Here is a 25,324-nt window from a genome sequence, read left to right on the forward strand (position 1 = left end):
CTTATTCGAACTCCAGGATCGCCGCGTCGACGGCCAGGCTTTCGCCAGCAGCGACGTTCACCGCCTTGATCGTGCCGGCCTTTTCGGCGCGCAGGATGTTCTCCATCTTCATCGCCTCGACCACGGCGAGCGGTTGACCCGCCTCGACCCGGTCGCCTGCCTCGACCTCGATCCGCGTCAGCAGGCCGGGCATCGGGCACAGTAGGAACCGGCTCATGTCGGGCGGCACCTTCTCGATCATGTACCGGGCCAACTCGGCGACACGCGCCGAATAAACCTGCACCTTGTGCGCCGCGCCGCGTGTCGTCAGCGACCAGCCGCCGCGCGTGCGGACGACCCGCACTGCCAGACTACTCGCGCCATCGTGCAGCGTTGCCATTGCCCGCCCAGGCTGCCACTCGACCGAGCCGCGCACCGCCTCGCCATCGACGATGCCGCCGTCGCCCAGCGTGACGGCATGTTCGGCGCCGCCAATGCGGACGACCCAGTCGCGTGCCGTGTCGATCCCCTCGCCAAGCTGACCCGAGATCGTCGCGGCACGCTGCGCCTGCCGCGAAGCGAGCGTTGCGGCTACGACGCTTAACTGCCGCGTGAGTGTCGCGTCGGCGGGGGCACCGGTGAATCCTTCGGGATATTCCTCGGCGATGAACCCGGTGGTCAGCTCGCCTGAACGAAAGCGCGGGTGCTGCATCAGCGCGGACAGGAAGTCGATGTTGTTGCCAAGCCCATCGAGCTCGAACCGGTCAAGCGCAGCGACCTGCAGGTCCGCCGCCTCGTCACGCGTATTACCCCAGGTGATCAGCTTCGCGATCATCGGGTCATAGAACATGCTGACCTCGCCGCCCTCTCGAACGCCATCGTCGATACGGACATAGCCGTCGCCACCGACCTTCCCATAAGGCGTGTCGCCTGCCGCCGGAGGCGCGTAGCGGACGAGCCGCCCGGTCGAGGGAAGGAAGCCGCGATACGGATCCTCGGCATAGACGCGATTTTCGATCGCCCAGCCGGTGAGTTTCACGTCATCCTGCGTGAAGGCCAGCTTTTCGCCGGATGCGACGCGGATCATCTGTTCGACCAGATCCAGGCCAGTGATTGCTTCGGTGACCGGATGTTCGACCTGAAGCCGCGTGTTCATTTCCAGGAAGTAGAAGCCATCGCCAGTCTTGTCCGCGCCGCTGACGATCAGCTCGACGGTACCCGCCGAGTAATAGCCGACCGCGCGGGACAGCGCGACTGCCTGTTCGCCCATCTTGCGCCGCATCTCAGGCGAGACGAACGGTGATGGGGCTTCCTCGACGATCTTCTGGTGGCGACGCTGGATCGAACATTCGCGCTCGCCAAGATAGACGATGTTGCCATGCTGGTCGCCCAGCACCTGTATTTCGATGTGCCTTGGGCTTTCGATGAACTTCTCGATGAACACGCGGTCGTCGCCAAAGCTGGCGAGACCTTCGCGCTTGGTCGCCTCAAACCCCTCGCGCACGTCCTTTTCGCTATAGGCCAAGCGCATGCCCTTGCCGCCGCCGCCGGCAGATGCCTTCATCATCACCGGATAGCCGATCTCGCTCGCGATGCGCACGGCATGCTCGGTGTCATCGATAACCCCAACGAAGCCGGGCACGACGTTGACGCCGGCTGCCTTGGCGAGCTTCTTGGATTCGATCTTGTCACCCATTGCGGCGATCGCGGCCGGCGGCGGGCCGACAAACGCGATGCCGGCATCGGCGCAGGCGGTTGCAAAGCTCTCCCGTTCGGACAGGAAACCGTAGCCGGGATGGATCGCATCGGCCCCCGTGGCCTTTGCCGCAGCCAGGATGAGATCGGCCTTGAGGTAGCTTTCAGCCGCTGGCGCCGGGCCCAGCCGCACCGCTTCGTCCGCCATCAGCACATGCGGGGCACGCGCATCGGCGTCGGAATAGATAGCGACCGTGGCGATGCCCATTCGCTTTGCCGTGCGGAATACGCGGCAGGCGATCTCGCCACGATTGGCGACCAGTATCTTACGGATCATCGTAACTCCGTCCAAAATGGATGTTCGAGCGGCAAGCGCTTGAGATAAAACGGCGCTGCACCGCGCCAAATGACTTCGCACTTGCAGTAAGTGTCAGTTGACATTGCGATGCGCGCGCCGCACCCATGCCTCGGGTTCCAATTAGCAGGGGCCCGTTCGAACCCGTTCGCGAAGGGAATTTCGAAATGGTACGCAAAGCACTCGGTGGCCTGGCCGCTGCAGCGCTGCTGATGTCGGGCACGGTGGCTTCGGCCTCCACCTCGGCCAGCAAGCTGTCGCTGTCGAACGCGGCCCGGGCGAGCACCACGACGGGCGCGTCGAACGAACAGGCGGAAGGTTTTCCGTTTCTGATCGTCGCCGTTGTCGCAGCCGTGGGCCTCGGCCTTTACTTCATCATCGATGATGGCGACAGCGACTCGAACTAAGTTCGAAACGCTTTCGACAAGGTAAGGGAAGACCCGGCGAGCGATCGCCGGGTCTTTTCCGTTCGGGCGGGCAAGAGCGTCACTGGCGCTCACTCCGCTGCCTCAAGCCCGACCTTGATCTCTGCCTGCATCGCGCTCACGCCGAGACGCGCGAACAATGCCGCGTCCTTGTCATCGCCGGCATTGCCGGTGGTGAGCAGCTTGTCGCCGGTGAAGATCGAATTTGCGCCCGCCATGAAGCACAGCGCCTGCGTTTCGTCCGACATGCTCTCGCGCCCAGCGCTCAACCTGACCATGCTTTGCGGCATCGCAACGCGGGCGACCGCGACGGTACGCACGAATTCAATCTCGTCGATCTTTGCCAGGGGCGTGTCGTGCAGCATGTCGCCCAGAACCGTTCCCTTGACCGGCACCAGCGCGTTGACCGGCACGCTGTCAGGATGCTTGGGCAACGTCGCCAGCGCATGGATGAAGCCGACGCGATCGCCACGCGTCTCGCCCATGCCGACGATGCCGCCGCAGCACACGTTGATGCCGGCATCGCGGACATGCTCCAGCGTCTCCAGCCGGTCCTCGAACGTCCGGGTCGTAATCACCTCCCCATAGCGTTCGGGCGAGGTGTCGATGTTGTGGTTGTAGTAATCGAGGCCGGCCTCGGCGAGCATGGCCGCCTGCCGTTCGGTCAGCATGCCGAGCGTCATGCACGTTTCCATGCCCATCTGGCGCACACCCTTAACCATCTCGACGATTGCGGGCATGTCGCGATCCTTGGGATTGCGCCACGCCGCACCCATGCAGAAGCGCGACGAACCATTGTCCTTGGCCTGGGCGGCCGCCTGTAGAACCGCGCGCACGTCCATCAGCTTGGTGGCCTTCAGCCCCGTCTCGGCGCTGACCGACTGGTTGCAATAGCCGCAGTCCTCCGGACAGCCGCCGGTCTTGATCGAGAGCAGCGTCGAGAGCTGAACCTCGTTCGCGGGATGGTTCGCGCGGTGGACGGTCGCGGCCTGATAGACCAGTTCCATGAAGGGCAGGTCGAACAGCGCCGCGATTTCCTCGCGAGTCCAGTCAGTTCGGATCATTTGAGCAGTGCCGATGTGAAAGAGGGAACGAAGGAGCCGAGGCCCACGGCGAGGAAGAAGGTGGCCATGACAAGGCCGACGCGGACCTTGCGCGCCATCTTGTCATGCGGTTCGGGCTTGACCTCGAGCGTGACGAGCGCGTTGGTCATCAGCAGGCAGGTGACGCCGGACATGCCGAGAGCCGCGAGAACCACGACCACGCTCTTTGTATCGAGCTTCGCGGCGCTGTTATCCATCAATGCGAACACGCCGCCGATCGAGATCAGCGTGATCCCCGTCATATGCTTGAAGAAATCGTAGCTGCGGGCGAAGGGCGCCTCACCCCGGTCGCCGTCGTCGTCCTCGATCATTCGGCGGCTTCCTCCTCGGGCGGCATGTTGTGCCCGAGCAGCGTTAGCACTTCTGCGGCAGCGTTGACGAGGTTTGTACCGGGGCCAAAAATCGCCTGAACCCCTGCGTCGCGCAGATATTGATAATCCTGTGCCGGGATCACGCCGCCAGCGATGACCTTGATATCCGCCCGGCCAGCATCACGCAGGTGCCCGATCAGCTCGGGGATCAGCGTCTTGTGCCCGGCGGCCAGGCTCGAAGCGCCGACGACGTCGACATTTTCCGCCAAGGCAAGTTCGGCAGCTTCCTTCGGCGTCTGGAACAGCGGACCGGCGACGATTTCGAAGCCCAGATCGCCGAACGCCGAGGAAACGAGGTTCGCGCCACGATCATGTCCGTCCTGGCCCATCTTGGCGACCAGCATACGCGGGCGACGGCCTAGGCGGCGCTCGGTCGCGACGACCCCGTCCTTGAGCTGCGCCCAACGCGCGTCGCCGACATAAGCGCCGCCATATATGCCCTGGACCGGGGTCGGCACAGTGCCGTGGCGGCCGAAAACATCCTCCATTGCCAGGCTGATCTCGCCCAGCGTGGCGCGACGGCGGGCGCACTCCACCGCAAGTTCGAGCAAGTTCCCGGTGCCTCGAGCGCCTTCGCGCAACGCGTCGAGCGCGTCCTGACAGGCTGCTTCGTCGCGACTGTCCTTGACCTTGCGGATGCGCGCGATCTGGGCCTCGCGCACCGCATGATTATCGACGTCCAGAATGTCGATCGGGTCTTCGCTGGCCTTGCGGTATTTATTGACGCCGACGATGACCTGCTCGCCTCGATCGATCCGCGCAGCCGAGGCGGCGGCGGCCTCCTCGATCATGGCCTTGGGCCAGCCCGCGGCAACCGCCTTGGCCATGCCGCCTTCACGCTCAACCCGTTCGATGATCTCCCAAGCCTTGTCGACCAGTTGCTGGGTCAGGCTTTCGATATAATAGCTGCCGCCGAGCGGATCGACGACGTTGCACATGCCGGTCTCCTCCTGGATCACCAGCTGCGTATTGCGGGCAATGCGGGCGGAGAAGTCGGTCGGCAACGCGATCGCCTCATCCAGTGCGTTGGTGTGCAGCGACTGGGTGCCGCCCAGCATCGCCGCCATCGCCTCGATCGTCGTGCGCATGACGTTATTATACGGGTCCTGCTCGGTGAGCGAGACGCCCGACGTCTGGCAGTGGGTGCGCAGCATCTTCGAGCGCTCGTCCTTGGCGCCGAGCTCGGTCATCACCCGGTGCCAGAGCACGCGCGCCGCGCGCAGCTTGGCAATCTCCATGAAGAAGTTCATGCCGATCGCGAAGAAGAAGCTCAGACGCCCGGCGAACTTGTCGATGTCGAGGCCCGACGCGACGCCGTATTTCACATATTCCATGCCGTCGGCGATGGTGAAGGCAAGCTCCTGCACCTGCGTCGCGCCGGCCTCCTGCATGTGATAGCCGGAGATCGAGATGCTGTTGAACTTGGGCATCTCGCGCGAGGTATAGCCGAAAATGTCGGAGATGATCCGCATGCTCGGTTCGGGCGGGTAGATATACGTGTTGCGGACCATGAACTCCTTGAGGATGTCGTTCTGTATGGTCCCGTCGAGTTTGCTCCGCTCAACCCCCTGCTCCTCCCCCGCGACGATGAAGAAGGCGAGGATGGGGATCACCGCGCCGTTCATCGTCATCGACACGCTCATCTGATCGAGCGGGATGCCCTCGAACAGGATCTTCATGTCCTCGACGCTGTCGATCGCGACACCTGCCTTGCCGACATCGCCGGTAACGCGCGGATGGTCGCTGTCATAGCCGCGATGCGTGGCGAGATCGAATGCGACCGACAGGCCCTTCTGCCCCGCGGCCAGGTTGCGGCGATAGAAGGCGTTCGATTCCTCGGCGGTCGAGAAGCCCGCATATTGCCGGATCGTCCAGGGACGACCGGCATACATCGATGCGCGCACGCCGCGCGTAAACGGAGCGAAGCCCGGCAGACCGGGATCGTTAGTCACGTCCTCAGCCGTATAGAGCGGCTTTACCGCGATCCCCTCAGGGGTTTGCCAGGTAAGGTCCCTGCCCTTCACCTCCTTGTCGGCAGCGGCGGCCCATCGGTCGAGCGTCGGTCTCTCGGTCATCTCAACGGCCCTTGAACTCGGGCGCGCGCTTTTGCAGGAACGCGGCGACGCCTTCGCGGAAATCAGCGGTGCGGCCCGCGATGCGCTGATGGCTGGCCTCCACGCTCAGCGTTTCCGACAGCGTATTGTTGAGCGCCCCCTTTATCTGAGCACGGATAAGGCCCAGCGCGATTGTCGGCTTAGCGGCCAACCGCTGGGCAAGCGCCTGCGCGGTCGGCAACAGCGCATCATCCTCGACCACGCGCGCGACCAGACCGGCATTCAGTGCGTCGTCCGCACTCATCTTGTCGCCCAGCAGCGCCATTTCTAGCGCCTTTGCCCGCCCGGCCGACTTGGCGACCAGCCAGGTCGCGCCACAATCGGGCACCAGGCCGATATTGCTGAACGCCAACAGCAGATAGGCGGACTTGGCCATTACGATGATGTCGCCGCCCAGCGCGATGCCAACGCCTGCGCCCGCCGCCGGCCCGTTGATGGCGGTCACGATCGGGATAGGCAGCTTCGACAATGTCTCGGCAAGCGGGTTGTAGTGATATTCAAGGCTGTCAGCCGGGTCAGTCTCCGGCCCATCGGATCGTCCGGCAAGATCGGCGCCGGAGCAGAACGCGCGGCCCTCCCCTGTCAGCAGCACGGCGCGCGCACCATCGCGAACCGCCCGCAGCAGTGAGGCACGGATCAGATCGAGCATCTCGAACGTCACGGCATTCAGCCGGTCAGGGCGATTGAGCCGGAGCGTCGCAACGCCATGGTCCAGTTCGTAGCGCACGGATTGTTCGCTCAATGTCCGTCCTCCGCTCGCGGCGTTTCCATGATTTCGGTCAGCACGCCGCCCATGTCTCGGGGATGCAGAAAGAAGATCAGCGTGCCGTGCGCCCCGATGCGCGGTTCGCCCAGCACCTTCGCACCCTTCGCCTCGAACCATGCCTTTGCTTCATGGATGTCGGGCACTTCGTAGCAGACGTGATGCTGTCCGCCCGCCGGGTTCTTGGCCAGGAAACCGTGGATCGGCGAACCCTCGCCCAATGGCTCGAGCAGTTCGATCTGGGTGTTTGGCGTGTCGACGAAACATACCTTCACGCCCTGCGCCGGCAGGTCGAACGGCGTGTGGACCTTTTGCGCGCCCATGACGTCGCGATAGAAGGCGACCGACGCCTCGATCGAAGGTGTGGCTATGCCGATATGGTTGAGGCGACCGAGTTGCATGCGCAAACTCCTAAAGCGGGATGTTGTCGTGCTTCTTCCACGGATTTTCGAGGCTCTTGTTCCTCAGCTTCCGAAGCCCGAGCGCGATACGGCGTCGTGTGGAATGCGGCATGATGACTTCGTCGATGAAGCCTTTGCTGGCCGCGACGAACGGGTTGGCGAAGCGTGCTTCGTACTCGGCGGTTTTTTCGGCGATCTCTTCCGGCGTGCGCCCGCGGAAGATGATCTCTACCGCGCCCTTCGCGCCCATCACTGCGATCTCGGCGGTCGGCCAGGCGTAGTTCAGGTCGCCGCGCAAATGCTTGGACGCCATGACGTCGTACGCACCGCCATAGGCCTTGCGCGTGATGACGGTAATCTTGGGCACCGTCGCCTCGGCATAGGCATAGAGCAGCTTCGCGCCGTGCTTGATGATGCCCGAATGCTCCTGCCCGACGCCGGGCAGAAAGCCTGGCACGTCGACGAAGGTGATGATCGGGATTTCGAACGCGTCGCAAAAGCGAACGAAGCGCGCAGCCTTTTTGGACGAATTGATGTCAAGCACACCTGCCAGCACCATCGGCTGGTTGGCGACGATACCGACGGTGCGTCCCTCGATCCGCCCGAACCCGACGATGATGTTGCCGGCATGGGTCGGCTGGATCTCGAAGAAGTCGCCCTCGTCCACTGTCTTCGCGATCAGCTCGTGCATGTCGTATGGCTGATTGGCAGACGGCGGGATCAGCGTGTCGAGGCTGTCCTCGATCCGATCCCATGGGTCGTCGCAAGGCCGTTCGGGCGCCGGCTCGCGGTTGCTGGCGGGAAGGAAGTCCACGAAGTCGCGGGCCGCGAGCAGCGCCTCGATATCATTGTCGAAGGCCACATCTGCCACCCCCGACTTCGTGGTATGCGTCACCGCTCCACCCAGTTCCTCCTGCGTGACGATCTCGTTCGTGACGGTCTTCACTACATCCGGGCCGGTGACGAACATGTACGAGCTATCCTTCACCATGAAGATGAAGTCGGTCATCGCGGGCGAGTACACCGCGCCGCCCGCGCATGGCCCCATGATGAGGCTGAGTTGCGGCACCACGCCACTCGCCAGCACGTTGCGCTGGAATACCTCGGCATAGCCGCCAAGGCTGGCGACGCCCTCCTGGATCCGTGCGCCGCCGCTGTCGTTGAGGCCGATGACGGGTGCGCCGACCTTCAGCGCCATGTCCATGATCTTGCAGATCTTCTGTGCATGCCGTTCGGACAGCGAGCCCCCGAAGACCGTGAAATCCTGGCTGAACACGAACACGAGGCGGCCGTTGATCGTGCCCGATCCGGTAACCACCCCGTCGCCTGGCACGATCTGGTCCTGCATCCCGAAATCGGTGCAATTGTGTTCGACATACATGTCGAGTTCTTCGAACGAGCCTTGATCGAGCAGCACTTCAAGCCGCTCCCGTGCGGTCAGCTTGCCCTTGGCATGCTGCGCGTCGATGCGCTTCTGACCGCCACCCAGCCGTGCCGCGGCGCGTCGGCGTTCAAGTTTCTCAATCGTCGAAGACATCCGGCTCTCCTTGGACGGCGTGCCTTCACAGGACACCGGCTCACTTGCAATTGCAATGTTGCGAAGTTGCATCTGCCATATCCGCAGATATGAAGCAGCCATGGAGTTCAATCGCCGCCGTCGCCTGTTTGCAGGAAGCAAGGTCCGTGATCTGCGCAGGCGGCTCGCGATCCCTCAGGCATCGATGGCAAAGCAACTAGGCGTCTCGGTCAGTTATCTTTCGCAAATCGAGAATGAGGAGCGGCCACTTACCCCGCCCGTGCTTATCGCGCTGACCCGTCAGTTTCCCGAACAATGGGGCGAGATCGGTCAGGATCACAGCATCGCCGACCTGGCGCGCGCGATCGAGGCGGGCACGGACGCTAGTATCGGGGGCGATGCGTTGGATGAGGCAGCGGTGCAACGGGGGGTCGAGAAACACCCTGCCCTGACCCGCCGCCTGGTTGCGTTGCACGATGCGTGGCGGCGAAGCCAGGCCCAGTTGCGCGTGCTGGACGACCGGGTCGAAAGTGGCGCCCCGCGTGGTGGCTCGCTGCCATGGGAAGCGGTCCGCGACTGGTTTCAGGCCGAAGGCAATTATGTCGATGCGGTCGACCGAGCCGCCGAAGCGCTGGCCACGATCCTGGATCAGCCGCGCGCCATCGAACATCGCCTGCGAGAGAAACATGGCATCGTGATCGAGGACGCGCGGGACGATGATCACCGGCTGACACGGTTCGATGCAGAAAGCAGTCGGCTCGCGGTAAGCGGTGTGCTGCCGCCCGACAGCCGCAGCTTCCTTCTTGCTCAGCGCCTTGCCGTGCTGGAATTCGGCGACGAGATCCGCGGTGTGAGCGAGCAGAGCGGCCTCGGCTCGACTGCGGCGCGCGAGTTGCTGTCGCTGGGGCTGGCGAATTATGCAGCCGGTGCGCTGCTGATGCCCTATGCTCGCTTTCGCGAGGCGGCGCGCGAGGTGCGGCATGACATCGACCGCTTGCGCCAGCGCTTCGGCGCGAGTTTCGAACAGGCGTGTCACCGCCTGTCGACGCTGCAGCGGCCCGGCGCGCAGGGGATCCCGTTCTTCTTTTGCCGTGTCGACATGGCCGGCAACATCACCAAGCGGCACTCCGCGACACGGCTGGAATTCGCCCGCTTCGGCGGTGCATGCCCGCTATGGATCGTCCATGAAGCGGTGGCGATCCCCGACCGCATCTTGTCTCAGCTGGCCGAAACTCCGGACGGCGCGCGCTATGTCCTGATGGCCAAGGGCCTCGTCAAACCCTCGGCTAGCTATGCGCGCCCGCCGCGCCGATACGCCGTTGCGCTGGGGTGCGAGGAAGCGCACGCTTCGGATTTCGTCTACGCCGACGGGTTGCACACCGGTGGGGTGGCGACGCCGATCGGCACCAGTTGCCGCATCTGCCCGCGCACCGATTGCGACCAGCGCGCCTTCCCGCCGGCCGCCAGCGAGCTCCGCATCGACCCCGATGTCCGCTTGCCGGTGCCCTACACCTTTTAGGAACGCTGCGCGCGTTGCGCGGTTTCCTTTCCATGGATACCGCCCCTCTCGCGCCCATGGAGGCAAAGCTGGCAGCCACCCTGCCCGAGGGGCCGGGATGGCAGTACGAGCCCAAATGGGACGGCTTTCGCGCGTTGGCGCAGCGCGACGGGGAGGCGATCGAGCTGTGGTCGAAGGCGGGCAAGCCGCTCGCACGCTATTTCCCGGAGATGGTTGCAGCGTTGCGCGAACTGCCCGAGCAGCGCTTCCTGCTGGATGGCGAGCTGGTCATCCCGATTGGTGGGCGGCTATCGTTCGATTCGCTCCAGGCGCGACTGCACCCGGCGGCTTCGCGGATCGAGCGGCTGTCGCGCGAGACGCCGGCGCAGCTGCTGCTGTTCGATTGCCTCGCGCTCGGCAATCACGATCTTCGCGACCAGCCGCTCGAACGCCGCCGCGCTGCGCTCAAACGCTTCGCCGGATCGATCGCGTCGGAATACATTCTTCTGTCACCCGCGACGTCGGATCGGGACGCAGCCATCGATTGGCTGGCGCAAAGTGGCGGCGCATTGGACGGGGTAATCGCCAAGCCACTGGGTGGGCCTTACGCGGCCGGCGAACGCGCCATGGTGAAGGTCAAGCAGCACCGAACCGCCGATTGCGTCGTGGGCGGCTATCGCGAAACCGCCGATGGAAGCGTCGCCTCGCTGCTGCTCGGTCTTTATGATGACGCGGGCAAGCTCGATCATGTCGGCTTCACCAGCGCGTTTCCGGCCGGCGACAAGGCCGCACTGCTCAAGATCGTCAGTCCGCATCGCGGAGGCCCCGGCTTTACCGGTAATGCGCCCGGCGGGCCGAGCCGGTGGAACGGCGGCAAGGCAAACCCCTATGTGCCGCTGAAGCACGAACTGGTCGTGGAGGTCAGTTATGATCAGGTCACTGCAGGCCGTTTCCGTCACGGCACCCGGCTCCTGCGCTGGCGCCCCGACAAGGCTCCGGCGCAATGCACGTGCGAGCAACTGGCTCCGCCACTCAGTCCGGCAGAACTGCTCGCGCTGATCTAGGCGGCGCGCGTCGGGTCTGTCATCGGATCAGCAAGTTCCCGTGCCGAGGGCAGTCGCAGACCCGGCAACGATCCCGTCTGCCGCTCGATCATACGGTGGATGACCGGCGGCTGCGGCCCCTGGTGCAGGGCGGCGATCGCTTCGCTGTTCGCGCTGTCCGCGTGCGTGCGACGCGTGTTGTGGCGGACATAATCCAGCCAGGTGGAGACGTGGTAACGCTCGACCCAGAGTTCGCTGTTGCCCAGATCGCGCATCAACGACCACCCCCGCGCGCCATCGCGCAAGCGGATGCGCCGACGCTCGTTCATCGCCTCCAGGAAGGCGCGCACGTCGCCGGGTGCAATGCGATACTCGATCGTCACCACGATCGGGCCGCTGCGCGGTTCGATCGGCACCGCCGTTTGCGGCTCCTGCCACCGGCCGCGCGGATCGAGGTTGATACTTTCGAGCTTAGGGACGGGCAGGAACAGCCCGAGCGCCGCGCTCACGGCAAGCCCGGCCGACGCGGCGAGCAGCGCGCTGGCAACGCCATGATGGTCGGTCATCCAACCATAGAGCCAGCTGCCGATCGCCATGCCACCGAAGGTGAACATCTGATAAAGTGCAAGTGCGCGCGCCACGACCCAGCGGGGCGCGGCAAACTGAACGCTGACATTGAACGAGGATAGGGCGAGCACCCAGCCCGCGCCAGAAATGGCGAGCGACGCCATGGTCAGCGCCAGCCAGCCGCTCAACGCGCAGACCGCCGCACCAGCCGCCATGGCGAGCGAGGCCCCGCTAACCAGGCGCTCCGTCGTAAAGCGCTCCCGAAGCCGTCGGCTGAGCAGCGCACCGGCTACTGCCCCAATGCCGAACGCGCCGAGCAGCATGCCGTATGTCAGCGGGCCGCCTTGCACCAGATCACGCGCGATCAGCGGCATCAGCGCCATCATCGCGCTGGCTGCCAGCCCGAACACGCCCGCGCGGATCAGAACGCCAAGGATGTTGGGCGAAAGCAGGACGTAGCGCACCCCCGCCGCCATGGCGACGCCCAGCGCTTCTCGCGGAAGCGAGCGTGGGGCAGGTGCCGGCCGCCAGCGCAGCAGCACGACGATCAGCCCGATATAGCTCAGCGCGTTCGTGGCAAACGCTGCGACCGCACCGGCCGCCGCCACGATCGCGCCGCCGATCGCCGGCCCCAGGCTGCGAGCGATGTTGTAGCCAACGCTGTTATAGGCAACTGCAGTCGGCAGAACCGAGCGCGGTACCATCTCACCCACCGATGCCTGCCACGCCGGACCGTTGAACGCGGTCCCGCACCCGATCAGGAAGGTGAAGGCGAGTAGCAGCCAGGGGGTCAGGATGCCTGCATATGCGCAGACCGAAAGTGCGACCGAGACGACCAACATGAAGCCTTGCGCCGCCAGCATCACGCGCCGCCGGTCGAAATTATCGGCCATCGCGCCTGCGACCAGCGCGAGCAGCATGATCGGCAGTGTCACCGATGCCGATACCAGCGCGATCATCTGCGGCGTGGCGCCGAGCGAGATCATCATCCACGATGCGCCGACCGACTGGATCAACCCGCCGAAATTCGACGCGACGCTGGCCAGCCACACCGATCGGAACACCGGAACTGCGAACGGCGAAGTGATCTGCGGCGATTCGGGCGGGTTCGCATCTGCCATGAACGTTCTCTAGGCTCGCGAACGGCTCACGCCACCCCCCGTTCCGCGTCGAAGTCGCTTGAAAACAACAAAGCCCCGTCAGGCTATTGCCTGACGGGGCTTTGAATGGCGCACCCGGAACGATTCGAACGTCCGACCCTCAGATTCGTAGTCTGATGCTCTATCCAGCTGAGCTACGGGTGCGCAGTGGAGGGGCGCAGATAGAAGCGCTTTTGCGACATGGCAAGCCCGTTGCGCACAATTTCTTCGCGGCATAGACCGCTCGGGATGCGACGCTTCCTCTTCATTGCCGCCCTGGCGCCCCTGACCGCCTGCACGGTCGCGGACGACAGCTATCCCTCGCTCCTGCCGCGCCCGATCGAGAGCCGCAGCAATGCCGAGCCAGCGCGTCCCGATGCGGTCGCCGCCCCCGATCCGGCGCTCGACGCGCGAATCGCCGATCAGCGCGCCGCGGCCGATGCAATCGTCCGCCGGTTCAATGCCGCAGCGATCGAAGCCGAGACGCGAGTCGCCGTCGCACGCGGGCTGGCAGTGGGCAGTGAAGCCTGGATTCGCGCACAAACCGCCCTGGCCGAGCTTGCGCCGATCCGCGGCGAGATGGCGGGAATTGTCACGTCGCTGGAAGAGATCGCAATTGCGCGAGCGTCGAACGGCGAGCCCGCCTATCCCGCGCTCGACGCTGCGATCGCCGAATTGGGTTCGGCCAGCGAAACGCAGGGCAATCGCCTCGCAGCGATGGAGGACGCGATCGCCGGCTAATCCGGCAGGTCGTCGTTCAGCGCGCGCAGGACCGGCAGGATCGTCGCATAATCGTCGGTCCATGGCGTGAAACCGGGCGTGGTGCGCAGCTGGCGCCACTCGCCGCCCCGAGCCTTCAGCCGCTCAAGCGTCTCGGGCGAGCGGGACAGGGCGATCCAGTCGGACGTGGCCGCCTCTTCGAATTCCTCCATCATCGTGGGATGATAGGTCAGCCCTGCCGCATGCCAGCCGCCGAGCCGCGCCGCCGCCTCGACCACCGGTTCGAGCGAGAGGAAGCGGTTGGAGATATGGACCACCAGCAGGCCGCTCGAGTTCAGCACGCGGGCATAGCTGTTGAACGCCTCAAGGGTCATCAGGTGCATCGGCACCGCGTCGGACGAGAAGGCGTCGAGGATGAGCAGATCGAGACTTGCCGGCGGTGCTTCGGCGATCCGCAGCCGTGCGTCGCCCAGCACGATATTCGCGTTAGGCAGGCACTCTTCCAGAAAACGGAATGGCCCGCTCGCCAGCTTCACCACGGCCGGGTCGATCTCGTAGAAGCGCCATGACTGCCCCGGCTGGGCATAGCAGGCGAGCGTGCCCGTCCCGAGGCCAACCACGCCGACCCGGGCAGTTGGCCCATAGAAGTCGGGCAGTGCCTGCATCGCCTGACCCACCGCCGACCCCGGAACATAATAGGTCGTCGGCGTGCGCAGTTTGTCGGAGCCGCCCTTCAGCTGAACGCCATGCAGCGTGGTGCCGTGCGCAAGCCGCCGCTGCGATGCCATGTCGGTGATCGTATAGACGCCGAAATAGCTGCGCGTGCGAATGTCGCCCTGCCAGCTCATCGTGAGCGAGCGATAGCCGCCGAACAGAAACAGCGCGCCGAACAGCACGATCATGTAGGGCAGCCGCTTACCGACAGTGAGCAATCCGATAACGGCGATCATCAGGTACAGCGCGCCGAGCGGCTCGGCACCGAGCATGGAAGCATGTTCCGACAAACCGAACCAGACGACGATCGCGACCAGCAGCGCGACGACGAGCACGCGGATGCGCAGACCCTGCTCCTGAGCGTTCCACAGCCTGGCGACCGGGGGGAGCAGGAAGCTCTGCCGGACGAGCAGCCCGGCGGCGAGGATCAGGATCGGATATTCCCAGGTCCAGTCGAACAGGATCGGCGCGATCAGGCCGGCGAACACGCCGCCGAGCGCGCCGCCGACAGACATTGCGAGGTAGAAGCCGGTCAGCCGATCCGGCTCCGGCCGCAGATCGTACATGCGCGTGTGCAACGCCACGGCCGCCATGAACAACAGGCCGAGCGCCATGATCGCGTTGAGCATCGGGCTTTCGTGACTGCCGGCGATCATCAGACCGCCGAACATCAGGATCGTCACCGGCGCGAATTTCGTCAGCAGATCCGCTGCCCAGCGCGGGGTAGCGAAGGCGATGGTGAAGCTGAGCAAATAGAGCCCGAGCGGCAGCACCCACAACATCGGCACGGCGACGATGTCGGTCGTCAGGAAGCTCGACGTCGCCAGCATCAGCCCGGAGGGGACGAAAGCCAGCAGAACCCAGTGCGCGACGCGGCGGGGCGACGGCGGTGCGCTGGTCGCGACGACGTGCGGTTCACCCACCAGACGGCGCGGGAGGAGCAACGCGCACGCCGCGACCGCCGCGAACACCAGGCCATAGCCGGCCGTCCACAGCCAGCTCTGCCCGTTGAGCGCAAGGCCCGGCTCGACCAGCAGCGGATAGGCGATCAGGCCACCGAAACTGCCGATGTTGGATGCGGCATAGAGCGCATAGGGATCGCGCCCGCCGGACGCGACCGCGAACCAGCGTTGCAACAGCGGCGCCTGCGCCGAGATCGCGAAGAACAGCGGGCCGATCGAGGCGCCGAGCAGCCACGGCACCCAGATCGCCGGCTCGGCATCGGCGGGCATCTCCAGCTTCATCAGTCCCAGCGGAAGCCAGAGCGCGGCGACTGCCAGCACGCCGAGGTGGATCATCGCCTGTTGCCGGACCGGCACCCGGCCCAGCCAATGGGCATAGGCATAGCCGCCGAGCAGCAGCGCCTGATAAACCAGCATCGCGCTGTTCCATACGGCCGGGGCACCGCCCAGCCGCGGCAGCGCCATGCGCGCGACCATCGGCTGGACCAGAAACAACAGGAAGCTGCCAAGCAGGATCGTCGCGACGAACAGCGGCCCACTCAGCGCGCGCGAGCGCGGTGCCACCGGTACCGCAGCGGTATCGCTCATGCGGGGCGATCCGCGCGGTAGACGATGTGCGGGCGCAGGTGGCTGTCCGGTGGCACTTGTGGATGGTCGAAATCGAGTTCGGCGAGCCGCTGCATGCCCAGACGTTCCATCAAACCCCAGCTCCGACTGTTCACGCGCGCGGTAATCGCCATCACGGCAGCGACGTTGAGATGATCCCACGCCCAGTCGAGGCTAGCCTGCGCCGCCTCCCGCGCATAGCCCTTGCCCCAATGGGCCGAGCCAAGGCGCCAGCCGATCTCGACCTGTCCCTCGATCGGGGTGTCCAGCGCGCCGGGCTTCAAGCCGCAAAAGCCAAGGAATGCGCCGTCCTCGCGCCGCTGCAGCGCCCAGAAGGTATAGCCGAGCTCGCGCTGGAACCCGATGACGCGGTCGACGAGCAGGTCGCTCTGTTCACGAGTCATCAACGGACCGAGCGTGGCCATGACTTGCGGGTCGCGGCACATGTCGTGGAACGGCGCGCGGTCGCGATCTTCCCATGGGCGCAGAATGAGCCGGGCGGTCTCGATCATCGCGGCCGCTCGATCGCGTAGGTGACGATGTGGCGAAGCGGATCGTCGGCGGAGAAACCGGCATGCTCGAAATCACCATCCGCCAGCCGAACCATCCCCAGCCGGCGCATCACCGGCTGGCTCGCTGAATTGCGTGCCGACGTGATGGCAACGATGCGAGGCATGTCGAATGTTGCCCAGCCCCAGTCGAACACGGCCCGCATCGCTTCCAGCGCATAGCCCTGACGCCAGTACGCCGGCGCGATCATCCAGCCAGCCTCGACCTCTCCATCGATCGGGTGTGGCGGATCGCCGCGTTTCAGTCCGCAGAAACCGATCACCGCCCCGTCGGCCTTGCGCGCCACCGTGAAGAAGCCCAACCCTTCGTGGCGATAGCCCTCATGCTTTGCCAACGCCGCATCGCTCGCCGCCGCATCCTTGACCGGCCCCAGCTCTGCCATGACCCGGGGGTCCGCCCACATGGCGTGGAGGGCGGGTCGGTCCGCCGCAACTGGCACGCGAAGCATCAGGCGTTGGGTGGCGATCAAGCGTTCAGCAACCGTGCGGCATGGACCGCATGATAGGTGAGCACACCGCTGCATCCCGCGCGCTTGAACGCCATCAGCGTTTCCAGGACCAGCGCGTCGCGATCCCCCGCGCCCGCGGCGGCCGCTGCCTCGATCATCGCATATTCGCCGCTGACCTGATAGGCGAACACCGGCACCTCGAACCGTTCCTTCACCCGACGCACGATGTCGAGATACGGCAAGCCGGGCTTCACCATGACGCTGTCGGCACCCTCGCCCAGGTCCAGCTCGACCTCGCGCAGCGCTTCCTCGGCATTGGCGGGGTCCATCTGATAGGTCTTCTTGTCCCCTTTCAGCAGCCCGCGCGAGCCGACCGCATCACGGAACGGGCCATAGAAGGCCGATGCGTATTTCGCGGCATAGGCCATGATCTGGACGTTGGCGTGGCCTTCGTGCTCCAGCGCGTCACGGATGAGGCCGACGCGACCGTCCATCATGTCGCTGGGTGCGATGATGTCGGCACCGGCACGCGCCTGGTTCAACGCCTGTTCGACCAGGATCTCGGCCGTCGCATCGTTCAGCACATAGCCGGCTTCATCGACCAGCCCGTCATGGCCGTGCGCGGTATAGGGGTCGAGCGCCACGTCGGTCAGCAGGCCGATATCGGGCACCGCATCCTTGATCGCACGGATTGCGCGACACATCAGATTATCGGGGTTCAGCGCCTCTTCGCCGCGCTCGCTGCGCCGGTCGTGCGGCGTGTTGGGGAACAGCGCCAGGCACGGGATGCCCAATGCAGCTGCATCGCGCGCCAGCGTGACGATGGCATCGACCGACCAACGCGAGACGCCAGGCAGCGAGGCGATCGGCTCTTCCACCCCTTCCCCATCGGTCACGAAGAGGGGCCAGATCAGGTCGGCCGGGGTGAGCACGGTTTCGGCATGGAGCCGCCGGCTCCAGCCCGAGGCGCGGGTACGGCGAAGGCGAAGCGCTGGATAATGGCTCATGCCGGCGCTGATGCCTCCTCAGCCAGTGGGTTGCAAGCGGCCGGCCGGCTCGGTGGTTGCGTGCGCCTGTTCCTGCGCCTCGCCCTGCTTTTCGTCGACCAGCAACATATCGCGGCGCCAGGTGCCGCGGCGGTAGTAGATTGCGGCAAGGACAAGCGAGCAGGCCGATCCCACCGGAAATGCCAGCCACAGTGCGTCCGACCCGATCCAGCTCTGGCCGAAGATCGCGAAGCCGAGACGGATCGGGAACAAGGTGATGGCGAGGATGATCAGCGGCGCGACCGTCGCCCCATTGGCACGGACGGTGGAAAACAGGACCATGGTCATGCCGAACATCACGAAGGTCCAGCTGGCGATCAGCTGGATATGGCGCGCGATCGGGATTGCGGGGCTATCGGCCCCGACGAACAGCGCCATGACCGGCCGGTCGAACAACAGAATGGCCACGATGACGGTCAAGGTGATCGCAACGGTGGTGATCAAGCCGGCCCGCGTGATCGCGCCCACCCGCTCCCATTTTCCCGCCCCGATATTCTGCGCCGCCATGCTCGACACCGCGACGCCGATCGCCATCGCCGGCATCTGGATGTAGGTCCACAGCTGTTGCGACACGGCATAGGCTGCGGCGGTTTCGATCCCCAGCCGATTGACCATGCCGACCATCGACAGGCCCGCAGCTGACATGACGAGCATCTGCGCGCCCATCGGCAGCCCCTTGGCCACGATCGTGCGGACCAGCGCGCGTTCGGGGAGCAGGTAGCGCAGCTCCGGCCCGCGCAGCCGAATCGCCAGATCGCGCCAATAGAGGTAGATGAGCAGGCCGACCGACGAAACGATGCCGGCCAGCAGCGTGGCGGTTGCCGATCCGGCGATGCCCATTGCGGGGAACGGCCCGATGCCGGCGATCAGCAGCGGGTTGAATGCTGAATCGATAACGACGCTGAGCGCCATGAACCATAGCGGCGTCAGCGAATCGCCGGCACCGCGCAACCCCATCTGGATGAGCACGCCCAGCATCGAGAATGGCAGGCCGAGGAAGATGACCCGCAGGTAATCGCGCGCCAGCACCTCCGCTTCGCCGGGGGTGCCGAGCAGATGCAGGATCTGCGGCGTGAGCAGCCAGCCGAGCGCCGAGATCAGGACGGCGCCGCCCGTCACTAGTCCGATTGCCGAGCCGAACGCGCGCCGGGCAGCGTCGACATCATGCCGCCCCATCGACTGGCCGATCAGGATCGTCGCGGCCATGCCGAACCCGAACACGGCCGAGAACATGAGGAACATGATGATGTTCGCATTGCTGGTCGCGGCCAGCGCCTGTTCACCCAGGAAGCGCCCGACCCAGATCGAGTTGATCGAGCCGTTGAGCGATTGGAGGATGTTCGAACCGAGCGTCGGCAGCGCGAACAACAAAAGCGTGCGGCCGATCGGCCCTTGCGTCAGGTCGCGGCGGTTGGCGGGGGAAGGCAGCGCCGCCCTACCCGCCATCCGCCCCGAAGTTCCCTCCCCCGCGATGCGCCTAGCCCAACCGGCCGAGCGCCGCCTGCAACCGAGCGACCTCGGCTGACTTGTCGGCGTGATCCGCGCGCGCCTTGTCGACCGCCTCGGGCTTTGCCTTTTCGACGAAAGCAGGGTTGGACAGGCGACCGTTCAGGCCGTCGCGCTCCTTCTCCGCCGCGCCGATCGCCTTGGTCAGGCGAGCGCGCTCGGCTTCAATGTCGATCACGCCCTCCAGCGGGATGACGAACGTCGCTTCATCGACCACGATCTGCACCGCGCCGCCTGCCGGCGCTTCGCCCTCGACGCGGTCGACCCGGGCGAGCCGGCCGAGCGCCGCCTCCTGCCGCGCCAATCGTTCAGTCGTTTCGGCATGCGCGTCGCGGACGTGCAGCGCCAACCGCGCGCCCGGCTTGATGTCGAGCTCGGTGCGTGCCGCGCGAACCTCGCCGACCAGCCGGATCAGCCAGTCGACCTCCTGCACGGCATCGGCATCCATGGACCGCGCATCGGCAATCGGCCACCTAGCGGTGATCAGCGGATAATCCGGGCGATCGCCCAGCTTGGACCAAAGCTCTTCGGTGATGAACGGCATGAACGGGTGGAGCAGCACCAGGATCTGGTCGAGCACCCAGCCCGCGACCTGCCGCGTCTCGGCAGCGCCATCTGCTCCCTCGGTCTGAAGCACCGGCTTGATCAGTTCGAGATACCAATCGCAGAAGCGGCTCCAGGTAAACTGGTAGATCGCATTGGCTGCCTCGTCGAAGCGGTAGTCGGCAAAGGCGAGGTCCATCGCCTGCACGGTCTGAATGGTCTCGGCCACGATCCACTTGTTGACCGCCAGGGTGGCTGCTGGCGGCTCGATCTGCTCGCTGGCGCGGATGCCGTTGCTCTGTGCAAAGCGCGCGGCGTTCCACAGCTTCGTCGCGAAGTTGCGATACCCCTCGACCCGCTTCTCATCCATCTTCACGTCGCGGCCCTGGCTCTCCATTGCCGCCATGAAGAAACGCAGTGCATCCGCGCCATATTTGTCGATCAGGCCTAGCGGATCGACCACATTGCCTTTCGACTTCGACATCTTCGCGCCGTCGGCCGCGCGAACCAGCCCATGGAGATAGAGGGTCTTGAACGGTACTTGCTTCATGAAGTGCAGGCCCTGCATCATCATGCGCGCATCCCAGAAGAACAGGATGTCGAAGCCGGAGATCAGCACATCGTTGGGGTAGCGCCCGCCGAGCGTCGGGTCGCCAGCTTCGGGCCAACCCAGCGTCGCGAACGGCCACAAGGCGGACGAGAACCAGGTGTCGAGAACGTCCTCGTCCTGCTTCAGCGCGACGCCAGCCCCGGCCTGCGCCTGCGCCTCGGCCTCGGTCTCGGCGACATAGACGCTGCCATCATCGGCGAACCATGCCGGGATCCGGTGCCCCCACCACAGCTGGCGGCTGACGCACCAGGGCTGGATGTTCTCCATCCAGTTGAAATAGGTCTTTTCCCAGTTCTTCGGCACGATCTTCGTGGCGCCCGAGCGCACCGCCTCGATCGCCGGCTTCGCCAGGGTGGCGGCGTCGACATACCATTGGTCGGTCAACCACGGCTCGATCACCACGCCGGAACGGTCGCCGAATGGCGTCGCGATCGTGCGCGGTTCGGCATCGTGCTCGTTGCCGTCCTTGTCGATGTGCGGGATCAGACAGCCATCCGCCTTGAGGAGCTCGACCACCCGCTTGCGGGCGGCGAACCGTTCCATGCCGATCAACTCGTCAGGGATCAGGCCGTCGGCGGTCTGCGTGATGTTCGCCTTGGCATCGAGCATGTTGAGCATGTCCGCCGCCTTGATGCCGGCGCGCTTGCCCACTTCGAAGTCGTTGAAGTCATGCCCCGGCGTGATCTTGACCGCGCCCGACCCTAGTTCGGGATCGGCATGTTCGTCGGTGATGATCGGAATCAGACGGCCGGTGATCGGCAATCGGACCTGCTTGCCGACCATCGCCGCATAACGCTCGTCGGAGGGATGAACGGCGACTGCCATGTCGGCCAGCATCGTCTCAGGCCGCGTGGTCGCCACCTCGATATGACCGCTGCCGTCGGCCAGCGGGTATTTGAGGTGCCAGAAGCCGCCCTTGACGTCGGTCGTCTCGACTTCAAGGTCGCTGATCGCGGTACCCAGGCCCGGGTCCCAGTTCACCAGCCGCTTGTCGCGATACAGCAACCCCTGCTTGTAGAGTTCGACGAAGACCTTGAGGACAGCCTTCGAAAAGCCCTCGTCCATCGTGAAGCGCTCGTCGCTCCAGTCCATCGAGCAACCCAGGCGCCGCAACTGGCCGGTAATCGCGCCGCCGCTCTCGGCCTTCCACTGCCAGACCTTGTCGACGAAAGCCTCGCGACTGAAGTCGGTGCGCTTCTGCTGGTTGGCATTCAGCTGGCGCTCGACCACCATCTGCGTGGCGATGCCGGCATGATCCATGCCCACGACCCAGCGCGCATCCTTGCCCTTGAGCCGCGCATGGCGGGCCAGAATGTCTTGCAGCGTATTGTCGAGCGCATGGCCGATATGGAGCGAACCGGTGACGTTGGGCGGCGGGTTGACGATCGTCCACGGCTCGGCACCGGGGCGGTCGGGCCGGAACAGGCCGTTCGCCTCCCAATGCGCATACCAGCGCGATTCGATTTCAGCCGGGTCGAAGGTCTTTGGAAGCTCGCTCATGCCGCTGCCCTTAACGGGCCGAACCATGATGGCAAGATCAGCTGCGAGTCGTGATCCGCGTGATCTCGCGTTGCACCATCTCCTCGACCATGCGCGGCAAATTGGCGTCGAGCCATTCACGCAGCATCGGCCGGAGCATGTCGCGCACCAACCCTTCCAGCGTGTCGCTGCCGCCAACTTCGGGCCGAACGATCAGGCGGGACAACTGCTCGAGCGGGCCGCGGGTCGCTTCGGCGGCCAGCGGCGAGAGAATCGACTCCGCTGGCGCCGCGGGGGCGACGGGCGGCGGCGGCACGGATTGCGCAACGTCGGCACTCGCGCGAGGCGGCTCGGGGCTTGGCTCGGGTTCGACCGGCTGCCTCAGCTCCAGGATCTCGTCCTCGTCATCGACGACCTGCGCAGGTGGCGCAGCTGGACGCGCGGGACGACGCGCACGACCCGTGGTTGCACTCTCGCCTTCTTCGGCGATGATGCGTTTGATCGAGGACAGAATGTCCTCCATCGACGGCTCGTTACTGACGTCCCCCAATTCGTCACTCCCGCGTTAGGGATGTTCGGAAGCCGCCACCTGTCGGATTCAGCGGCCTCCTGTCAACCGTTCAGCGCGGATTAGCTGGATCGACCGGGCCAAAGGTCTGCGGCGTTTGCGCCGGCACGCCGGTCGTGCGCGTCGCGGTCGCCTGCGGTTCGGGACCATCGCCCCAGTCGCTCCAGCGGCGGCGGACACGCTCATAATTCGTCTTGGGGTTGTAGAGGATGCCACCATCGAGACCGAGATCCTCTGCCTCTGCCCGGCCCATCGCCGCAAGCAAGATGAAGCCAGCGACATAGGCGTCGCGCTCGGCGGTGACCAACTGGACCTGGCTGTTGAGCAGCTCCTGCTCGGCATTTAGGATTTCGAGAATGGTTCGCGTGCCGACGCTGTTCTCGGCCCGCACGCCTTCGAGCGAAAGGCGGTTCGCGCTCACGGCAACTCGCGACGATTCGATCACGCGCTGAGTCGACTGATAGTTGGCATAGGCCGAGCGCGTCTGCGCGATCACGCTGCGTTCGGTCGCGATCGCAGTTTCCAGTGCCGAGGACTGCCGGGCCTGCGCTTGCCGCACGCGCGCCGCAGGCTCACCGCCCTGGAACAAGGGGACGTTCAGCGTCACGGTTGCCGCGTTGCTGACCCCATCATTGATCGGGTTGACGCCCGAGTTACCGATGTTGAGCCCGCCCGAGCGAAGATTGTTGAAATAGCTGCCGCTCGTACCGACCGAAACCGTGGGCGAACGCGTCGACCGCGCAACGCGGACGTCATAGCCGAACGCCTCGGCACTCTGCGTCGCGGCATCGATCGCCGGATTTTCGTCCAGCGCCACGGTAACCGCTGCGTTGGTGTCGGCGGGCAAGGCGGGAAGCGGCGGCGGCGGCGCCAGCACGCCCGGTTCGCTGCCGACGACGCGGACATAGGTCTCGCGGCTGGCGATCAATCGCGCTTCGGCGCTGCGCAGCTGGCCTTCGGCCAGGGCAAGCCGTGCCTCGGACTGGGCAACGTCGGTGCGCGTGAGGTCGCCAACCTCGAAGCGATCGCGCGTGGCGCGCAGGTTGACGCCCAGGACGCTGACATTCTGCCGGTTGAGCCGCACGATCGCCTCGTCGCGGATCACATCCATATAGGCCGCGACGACGTCGAGGAACATGTTGGCTTCGGCGGTGCGCAGATTGGATTGCCCGACCGCGACGCGCGCATCGGCCGCGCGGACCGAGTTGCGGACCGCGCCGCCATCGAACACCGGCATCGACAGGTTTACGCCGACCGTCGCGCGACGGATCGGGCTGAACCCGTTGAAGTTGGTATCGTAGACATTCTCGTTATAGCCGACCTGAGCGCCCGCCGAGGGCAAGCCGCGGGCGCGGGCGATCGGCACATTCTCGTCCGTCGCGCGCAAATTGGCGCGTTCAGCGGCCAATTCCGGGTTGGTCGTATATGCCTTGACCATCGCTTCGCGCAGCGTCTCGGTCGGCGCGGGCAATTGCGCCGTCACAGGGGGTGCGGCGGTCTGCGCGGCTGCCGGAAGCGCCAGACCGGCGGCGCTGACGCCCGCGAGCAATAGGGCCAATCGCATGGGTCGCTTCATCACTTTCAAAATTCGAAGACGCTGGGGCGTTCGAACCCCGGCAGGATGGCGCAATCGCTGTCGAGAAAATCGACGAGGCCGAAGCCGGCCTCAGTGCGGACTCCGGCGGCAAGGCGCGTCACGCCGCGGTCGACCAGTCCTGCAACGATCCGGCCGCCCACCTTCACCTGCTCGGCGAGCGAATCGGGCAACGCCTCGATAGCGCCATCGACGATCAGGACGTCATAGGGAGCAAGGTCAGGCGCGCCGACGGTGAGCGGTGCTTCCACGACCGTGACCGTGCCGCCGAGCGCGACGCGAGCAGCGGACGCCAGGCCGGGATCAGTCTCGACAGCCACGACGCGCGTGCCGAGCTTAGCCGCGACAGCAGCAGTATAGCCGCCCGCAGCACCGATCACGAGGATGGCGTCGCTCGGGGCGATCTGCGCCTGGGTGAGCAACAGGCCAGTGGCGAGCGGCGGATTCTGCGCGCGGCCATTGCCCAGCGGCAGCGACCGGTCGCGATAGGCGAAAGGCCGCTGGGATTCGGGCAGGAATTGCTCGCGCTCGACCTGCGCCATCGCGGCGACGACGCGAGCGTCATTGACCCCGCTGGTGCGCAGCTGGCTTACCACCATCGCGTGGCGCGCAGCTTCAAGATCGAGGGTCGGGGCAATTGCGGTCATGGTCACTCCGCCTATTCGCACAACCGTATTAGTCGTGCAACACAGTTCATGGTTCGCTGCGCTTCTATCCTGTGCCGATCCGCACGCCAAGCGATGCATGTTGCTATTTTCACACGCCCGGTTGACATCGACCGCTCCCCCGCGCATCTGCCCGCTCTCGCTCCAGACGGCCCGATGGCGGAGTGGTTACGCAGAGGACTGCAAATCCACTGCCACCCCGCGCAAATCCCCCAAAGTTCGCACGATTCATGCTCCGTTCTATCACGGAGTTCTGCGGGTTCCAGAGCCAAGTGCGAACTTTGGGGGATTTGCGCGGGGTGGCAGTGGATTTGCAGTCCTCTG

The 25,324-nt window shown here is 65.3% G+C and carries 21 protein-coding genes and 1 tRNA gene; 4 read left to right on the forward strand and 18 right to left on the reverse strand.

Annotation, left to right across the window (positions count from 1 at the left end):
• Position 1: 1 nt before the first annotated feature.
• Positions 2-2,011 carry an acetyl-CoA carboxylase biotin carboxylase subunit gene (locus BFL28_RS18985; protein WP_069322088.1) on the reverse strand — a complete coding sequence of 670 codons (2,010 nt, stop codon included), beginning with the start codon at positions 2,009-2,011 and terminating at the stop codon, positions 2-4.
• Between the two features lie 185 nt (positions 2,012-2,196).
• Here BFL28_RS18985 and BFL28_RS18990 point away from each other — a divergent pair, with 185 nt between their 5' ends.
• Positions 2,197-2,436, forward strand: a complete 240-nt coding sequence (locus BFL28_RS18990) for a hypothetical protein (RefSeq protein ID WP_069322089.1) — start codon at positions 2,197-2,199, stop codon at positions 2,434-2,436.
• An 89-nt stretch (positions 2,437-2,525) separates the two neighbouring features.
• Here BFL28_RS18990 and bioB read toward each other — a convergent pair whose 3' ends face one another.
• Genes bioB through BFL28_RS19020 form a run of 6 tightly spaced genes read right to left on the reverse strand, consistent with a single transcriptional unit; the run spans position 2,526 to position 8,743 of the window.
• Positions 2,526-3,518: a biotin synthase BioB gene (gene bioB / locus BFL28_RS18995; protein WP_069322090.1), complete on the reverse strand. Its 993-nt coding sequence runs from the start codon at positions 3,516-3,518 to the stop codon at positions 2,526-2,528.
• A complete protein-coding gene (locus BFL28_RS19000; RefSeq protein ID WP_069322091.1) occupies positions 3,515-3,868 on the reverse strand; it encodes a hypothetical protein in 354 nt (117 codons plus the stop codon). The genes bioB and BFL28_RS19000 overlap by 4 nt, the downstream gene beginning before the upstream one ends.
• Positions 3,865-6,003 (reverse strand): methylmalonyl-CoA mutase, encoded by a 2,139-nt coding sequence (gene scpA, locus BFL28_RS19005; RefSeq protein WP_069322092.1) that lies wholly within the window; start codon positions 6,001-6,003, stop codon positions 3,865-3,867. Before scpA ends, BFL28_RS19000 begins: the two co-directional genes overlap by 4 nt.
• A 1-nt stretch (position 6,004) precedes the next feature.
• Positions 6,005-6,784, reverse strand: a complete 780-nt coding sequence (locus BFL28_RS19010; RefSeq protein WP_119184648.1) for an enoyl-CoA hydratase-related protein — start codon at positions 6,782-6,784, stop codon at positions 6,005-6,007.
• Positions 6,781-7,206 (reverse strand): methylmalonyl-CoA epimerase, encoded by a 426-nt coding sequence (mce, locus tag BFL28_RS19015; RefSeq protein ID WP_069322094.1) that lies wholly within the window; start codon positions 7,204-7,206, stop codon positions 6,781-6,783. The genes BFL28_RS19010 and mce overlap by 4 nt, the downstream gene beginning before the upstream one ends.
• A 10-nt stretch (positions 7,207-7,216) precedes the next feature.
• A complete protein-coding gene (locus BFL28_RS19020) occupies positions 7,217-8,743 on the reverse strand; it encodes an acyl-CoA carboxylase subunit beta (RefSeq protein WP_069322117.1) in 1,527 nt (508 codons plus the stop codon).
• Positions 8,744-8,843: 100 nt separating this feature from the next.
• Between BFL28_RS19020 and BFL28_RS19025 the strand changes: the two genes are divergently transcribed.
• Both BFL28_RS19025 and BFL28_RS19030 read left to right on the forward strand, forming a co-directional pair.
• A complete protein-coding gene (locus tag BFL28_RS19025) occupies positions 8,844-10,241 on the forward strand; it encodes a helix-turn-helix domain-containing protein (RefSeq protein ID WP_069322095.1) in 1,398 nt (465 codons plus the stop codon).
• Positions 10,242-10,273: 32 nt separating this feature from the next.
• Complete coding sequence (locus BFL28_RS19030) at positions 10,274-11,284, forward strand: ATP-dependent DNA ligase (RefSeq protein WP_069322096.1); 1,011 nt, start codon at positions 10,274-10,276, stop codon at positions 11,282-11,284.
• On the opposite strand, the gene BFL28_RS19035 is transcribed toward BFL28_RS19030, so the two are convergent.
• Positions 11,281-12,951, reverse strand: a complete 1,671-nt coding sequence (locus tag BFL28_RS19035; protein WP_069322097.1) for an MFS transporter — start codon at positions 12,949-12,951, stop codon at positions 11,281-11,283. The two genes, BFL28_RS19030 and BFL28_RS19035, sit on opposite strands and share 4 nt — an antisense overlap.
• A gap of 106 nt (positions 12,952-13,057) precedes the next feature.
• A tRNA-Arg gene (locus BFL28_RS19040) sits at positions 13,058-13,134 on the reverse strand.
• Between the two features lie 84 nt (positions 13,135-13,218).
• Here BFL28_RS19040 and BFL28_RS19045 point away from each other — a divergent pair.
• Positions 13,219-13,710: a hypothetical protein gene (locus BFL28_RS19045; protein WP_069322098.1), complete on the forward strand. Its 492-nt coding sequence runs from the start codon at positions 13,219-13,221 to the stop codon at positions 13,708-13,710.
• Here BFL28_RS19045 and BFL28_RS19050 read toward each other — a convergent pair.
• From BFL28_RS19050 to BFL28_RS19090, 9 genes are all read right to left on the reverse strand, one after another.
• Positions 13,707-15,953, reverse strand: a complete 2,247-nt coding sequence (locus BFL28_RS19050; protein WP_069322099.1) for a fused MFS/spermidine synthase — start codon at positions 15,951-15,953, stop codon at positions 13,707-13,709. The two genes, BFL28_RS19045 and BFL28_RS19050, sit on opposite strands and share 4 nt — an antisense overlap.
• Positions 15,950-16,483, reverse strand: coding sequence for a GNAT family N-acetyltransferase (locus BFL28_RS19055; protein WP_069322100.1), 534 nt, complete (start codon positions 16,481-16,483; stop codon positions 15,950-15,952). The genes BFL28_RS19050 and BFL28_RS19055 overlap by 4 nt, the downstream gene beginning before the upstream one ends.
• Positions 16,480-17,010 (reverse strand): GNAT family N-acetyltransferase, encoded by a 531-nt coding sequence (locus BFL28_RS19060; RefSeq protein WP_241527406.1) that lies wholly within the window; start codon positions 17,008-17,010, stop codon positions 16,480-16,482. The genes BFL28_RS19055 and BFL28_RS19060 overlap by 4 nt, the downstream gene beginning before the upstream one ends.
• Positions 17,007-17,996, reverse strand: a complete 990-nt coding sequence (gene hemB / locus BFL28_RS19065; RefSeq protein WP_069322102.1) for a porphobilinogen synthase — start codon at positions 17,994-17,996, stop codon at positions 17,007-17,009. Before hemB ends, BFL28_RS19060 begins: the two co-directional genes overlap by 4 nt.
• Positions 17,997-18,014: 18 nt before the next feature.
• Positions 18,015-19,481, reverse strand: coding sequence for an MATE family efflux transporter (locus BFL28_RS19070; protein WP_069322103.1), 1,467 nt, complete (start codon positions 19,479-19,481; stop codon positions 18,015-18,017).
• Between the two features lie 31 nt (positions 19,482-19,512).
• Positions 19,513-22,194, reverse strand: a complete 2,682-nt coding sequence (locus BFL28_RS19075) for a valine--tRNA ligase (protein WP_069322118.1) — start codon at positions 22,192-22,194, stop codon at positions 19,513-19,515.
• 37 nt (positions 22,195-22,231) lie between these two features.
• Entirely contained in the window at positions 22,232-22,723 is a 492-nt protein-coding gene (locus BFL28_RS19080) for a DUF2497 domain-containing protein (protein ID WP_241527407.1), read from the reverse strand.
• 70 nt (positions 22,724-22,793) lie between these two features.
• The gene (locus tag BFL28_RS19085) at positions 22,794-24,305 is read right to left on the reverse strand and encodes a TolC family outer membrane protein (protein WP_069322119.1); all 1,512 of its coding nucleotides are present in this window, start codon (positions 24,303-24,305) and stop codon (positions 22,794-22,796) included.
• Between the two features lie 17 nt (positions 24,306-24,322).
• The gene (locus tag BFL28_RS19090; RefSeq protein WP_069322105.1) at positions 24,323-24,982 is read right to left on the reverse strand and encodes a protein-L-isoaspartate O-methyltransferase family protein; all 660 of its coding nucleotides are present in this window, start codon (positions 24,980-24,982) and stop codon (positions 24,323-24,325) included.
• Positions 24,983-25,324 lie beyond the last annotated feature (342 nt).

Origin of the sequence: Sphingomonas turrisvirgatae (assembly GCF_001721295.1) — a bacterium.
GTDB lineage: Bacteria > Pseudomonadota > Alphaproteobacteria > Sphingomonadales > Sphingomonadaceae > Sphingomonas > Sphingomonas turrisvirgatae.

Excerpts from the sequence above, each read along its gene's own strand:
- BFL28_RS19045 (WP_069322098.1), top strand. The coding sequence starts at position 13,219 with ATGCGACGCTTCCTCTTCATTGCCGCCCTGGCGCCCCTGACCGCCTGC.
- BFL28_RS19055 (WP_069322100.1), bottom strand. The coding sequence starts at position 16,483 with ATGATCGAGACCGCCCGGCTCATTCTGCGCCCATGGGAAGATCGCGAC.
- BFL28_RS19035 (WP_069322097.1), bottom strand. The coding sequence starts at position 12,951 with ATGGCAGATGCGAACCCGCCCGAATCGCCGCAGATCACTTCGCCGTTC.
- BFL28_RS19070 (WP_069322103.1), bottom strand. The coding sequence starts at position 19,481 with ATGGCGGGTAGGGCGGCGCTGCCTTCCCCCGCCAACCGCCGCGACCTG.
- BFL28_RS18990 (WP_069322089.1), top strand. The coding sequence starts at position 2,197 with ATGGTACGCAAAGCACTCGGTGGCCTGGCCGCTGCAGCGCTGCTGATG.
- BFL28_RS19075 (WP_069322118.1), bottom strand. The coding sequence starts at position 22,194 with ATGAGCGAGCTTCCAAAGACCTTCGACCCGGCTGAAATCGAATCGCGC.
- BFL28_RS19050 (WP_069322099.1), bottom strand. The coding sequence starts at position 15,953 with ATGAGCGATACCGCTGCGGTACCGGTGGCACCGCGCTCGCGCGCGCTG.
- scpA (WP_069322092.1), bottom strand. The coding sequence starts at position 6,003 with ATGACCGAGAGACCGACGCTCGACCGATGGGCCGCCGCTGCCGACAAG.
- BFL28_RS19000 (WP_069322091.1), bottom strand. The coding sequence starts at position 3,868 with ATGATCGAGGACGACGACGGCGACCGGGGTGAGGCGCCCTTCGCCCGC.
- BFL28_RS19090 (WP_069322105.1), bottom strand. The coding sequence starts at position 24,982 with ATGACCGCAATTGCCCCGACCCTCGATCTTGAAGCTGCGCGCCACGCG.
- BFL28_RS19020 (WP_069322117.1), bottom strand. The coding sequence starts at position 8,743 with ATGTCTTCGACGATTGAGAAACTTGAACGCCGACGCGCCGCGGCACGG.
- BFL28_RS19025 (WP_069322095.1), top strand. The coding sequence starts at position 8,844 with ATGGAGTTCAATCGCCGCCGTCGCCTGTTTGCAGGAAGCAAGGTCCGT.
- BFL28_RS19085 (WP_069322119.1), bottom strand. The coding sequence starts at position 24,305 with ATGCGATTGGCCCTATTGCTCGCGGGCGTCAGCGCCGCCGGTCTGGCG.
- BFL28_RS18985 (WP_069322088.1), bottom strand. The coding sequence starts at position 2,011 with ATGATCCGTAAGATACTGGTCGCCAATCGTGGCGAGATCGCCTGCCGC.
- BFL28_RS19030 (WP_069322096.1), top strand. The coding sequence starts at position 10,274 with ATGGATACCGCCCCTCTCGCGCCCATGGAGGCAAAGCTGGCAGCCACC.
- mce (WP_069322094.1), bottom strand. The coding sequence starts at position 7,206 with ATGCAACTCGGTCGCCTCAACCATATCGGCATAGCCACACCTTCGATC.
- bioB (WP_069322090.1), bottom strand. The coding sequence starts at position 3,518 with ATGATCCGAACTGACTGGACTCGCGAGGAAATCGCGGCGCTGTTCGAC.
- hemB (WP_069322102.1), bottom strand. The coding sequence starts at position 17,996 with ATGAGCCATTATCCAGCGCTTCGCCTTCGCCGTACCCGCGCCTCGGGC.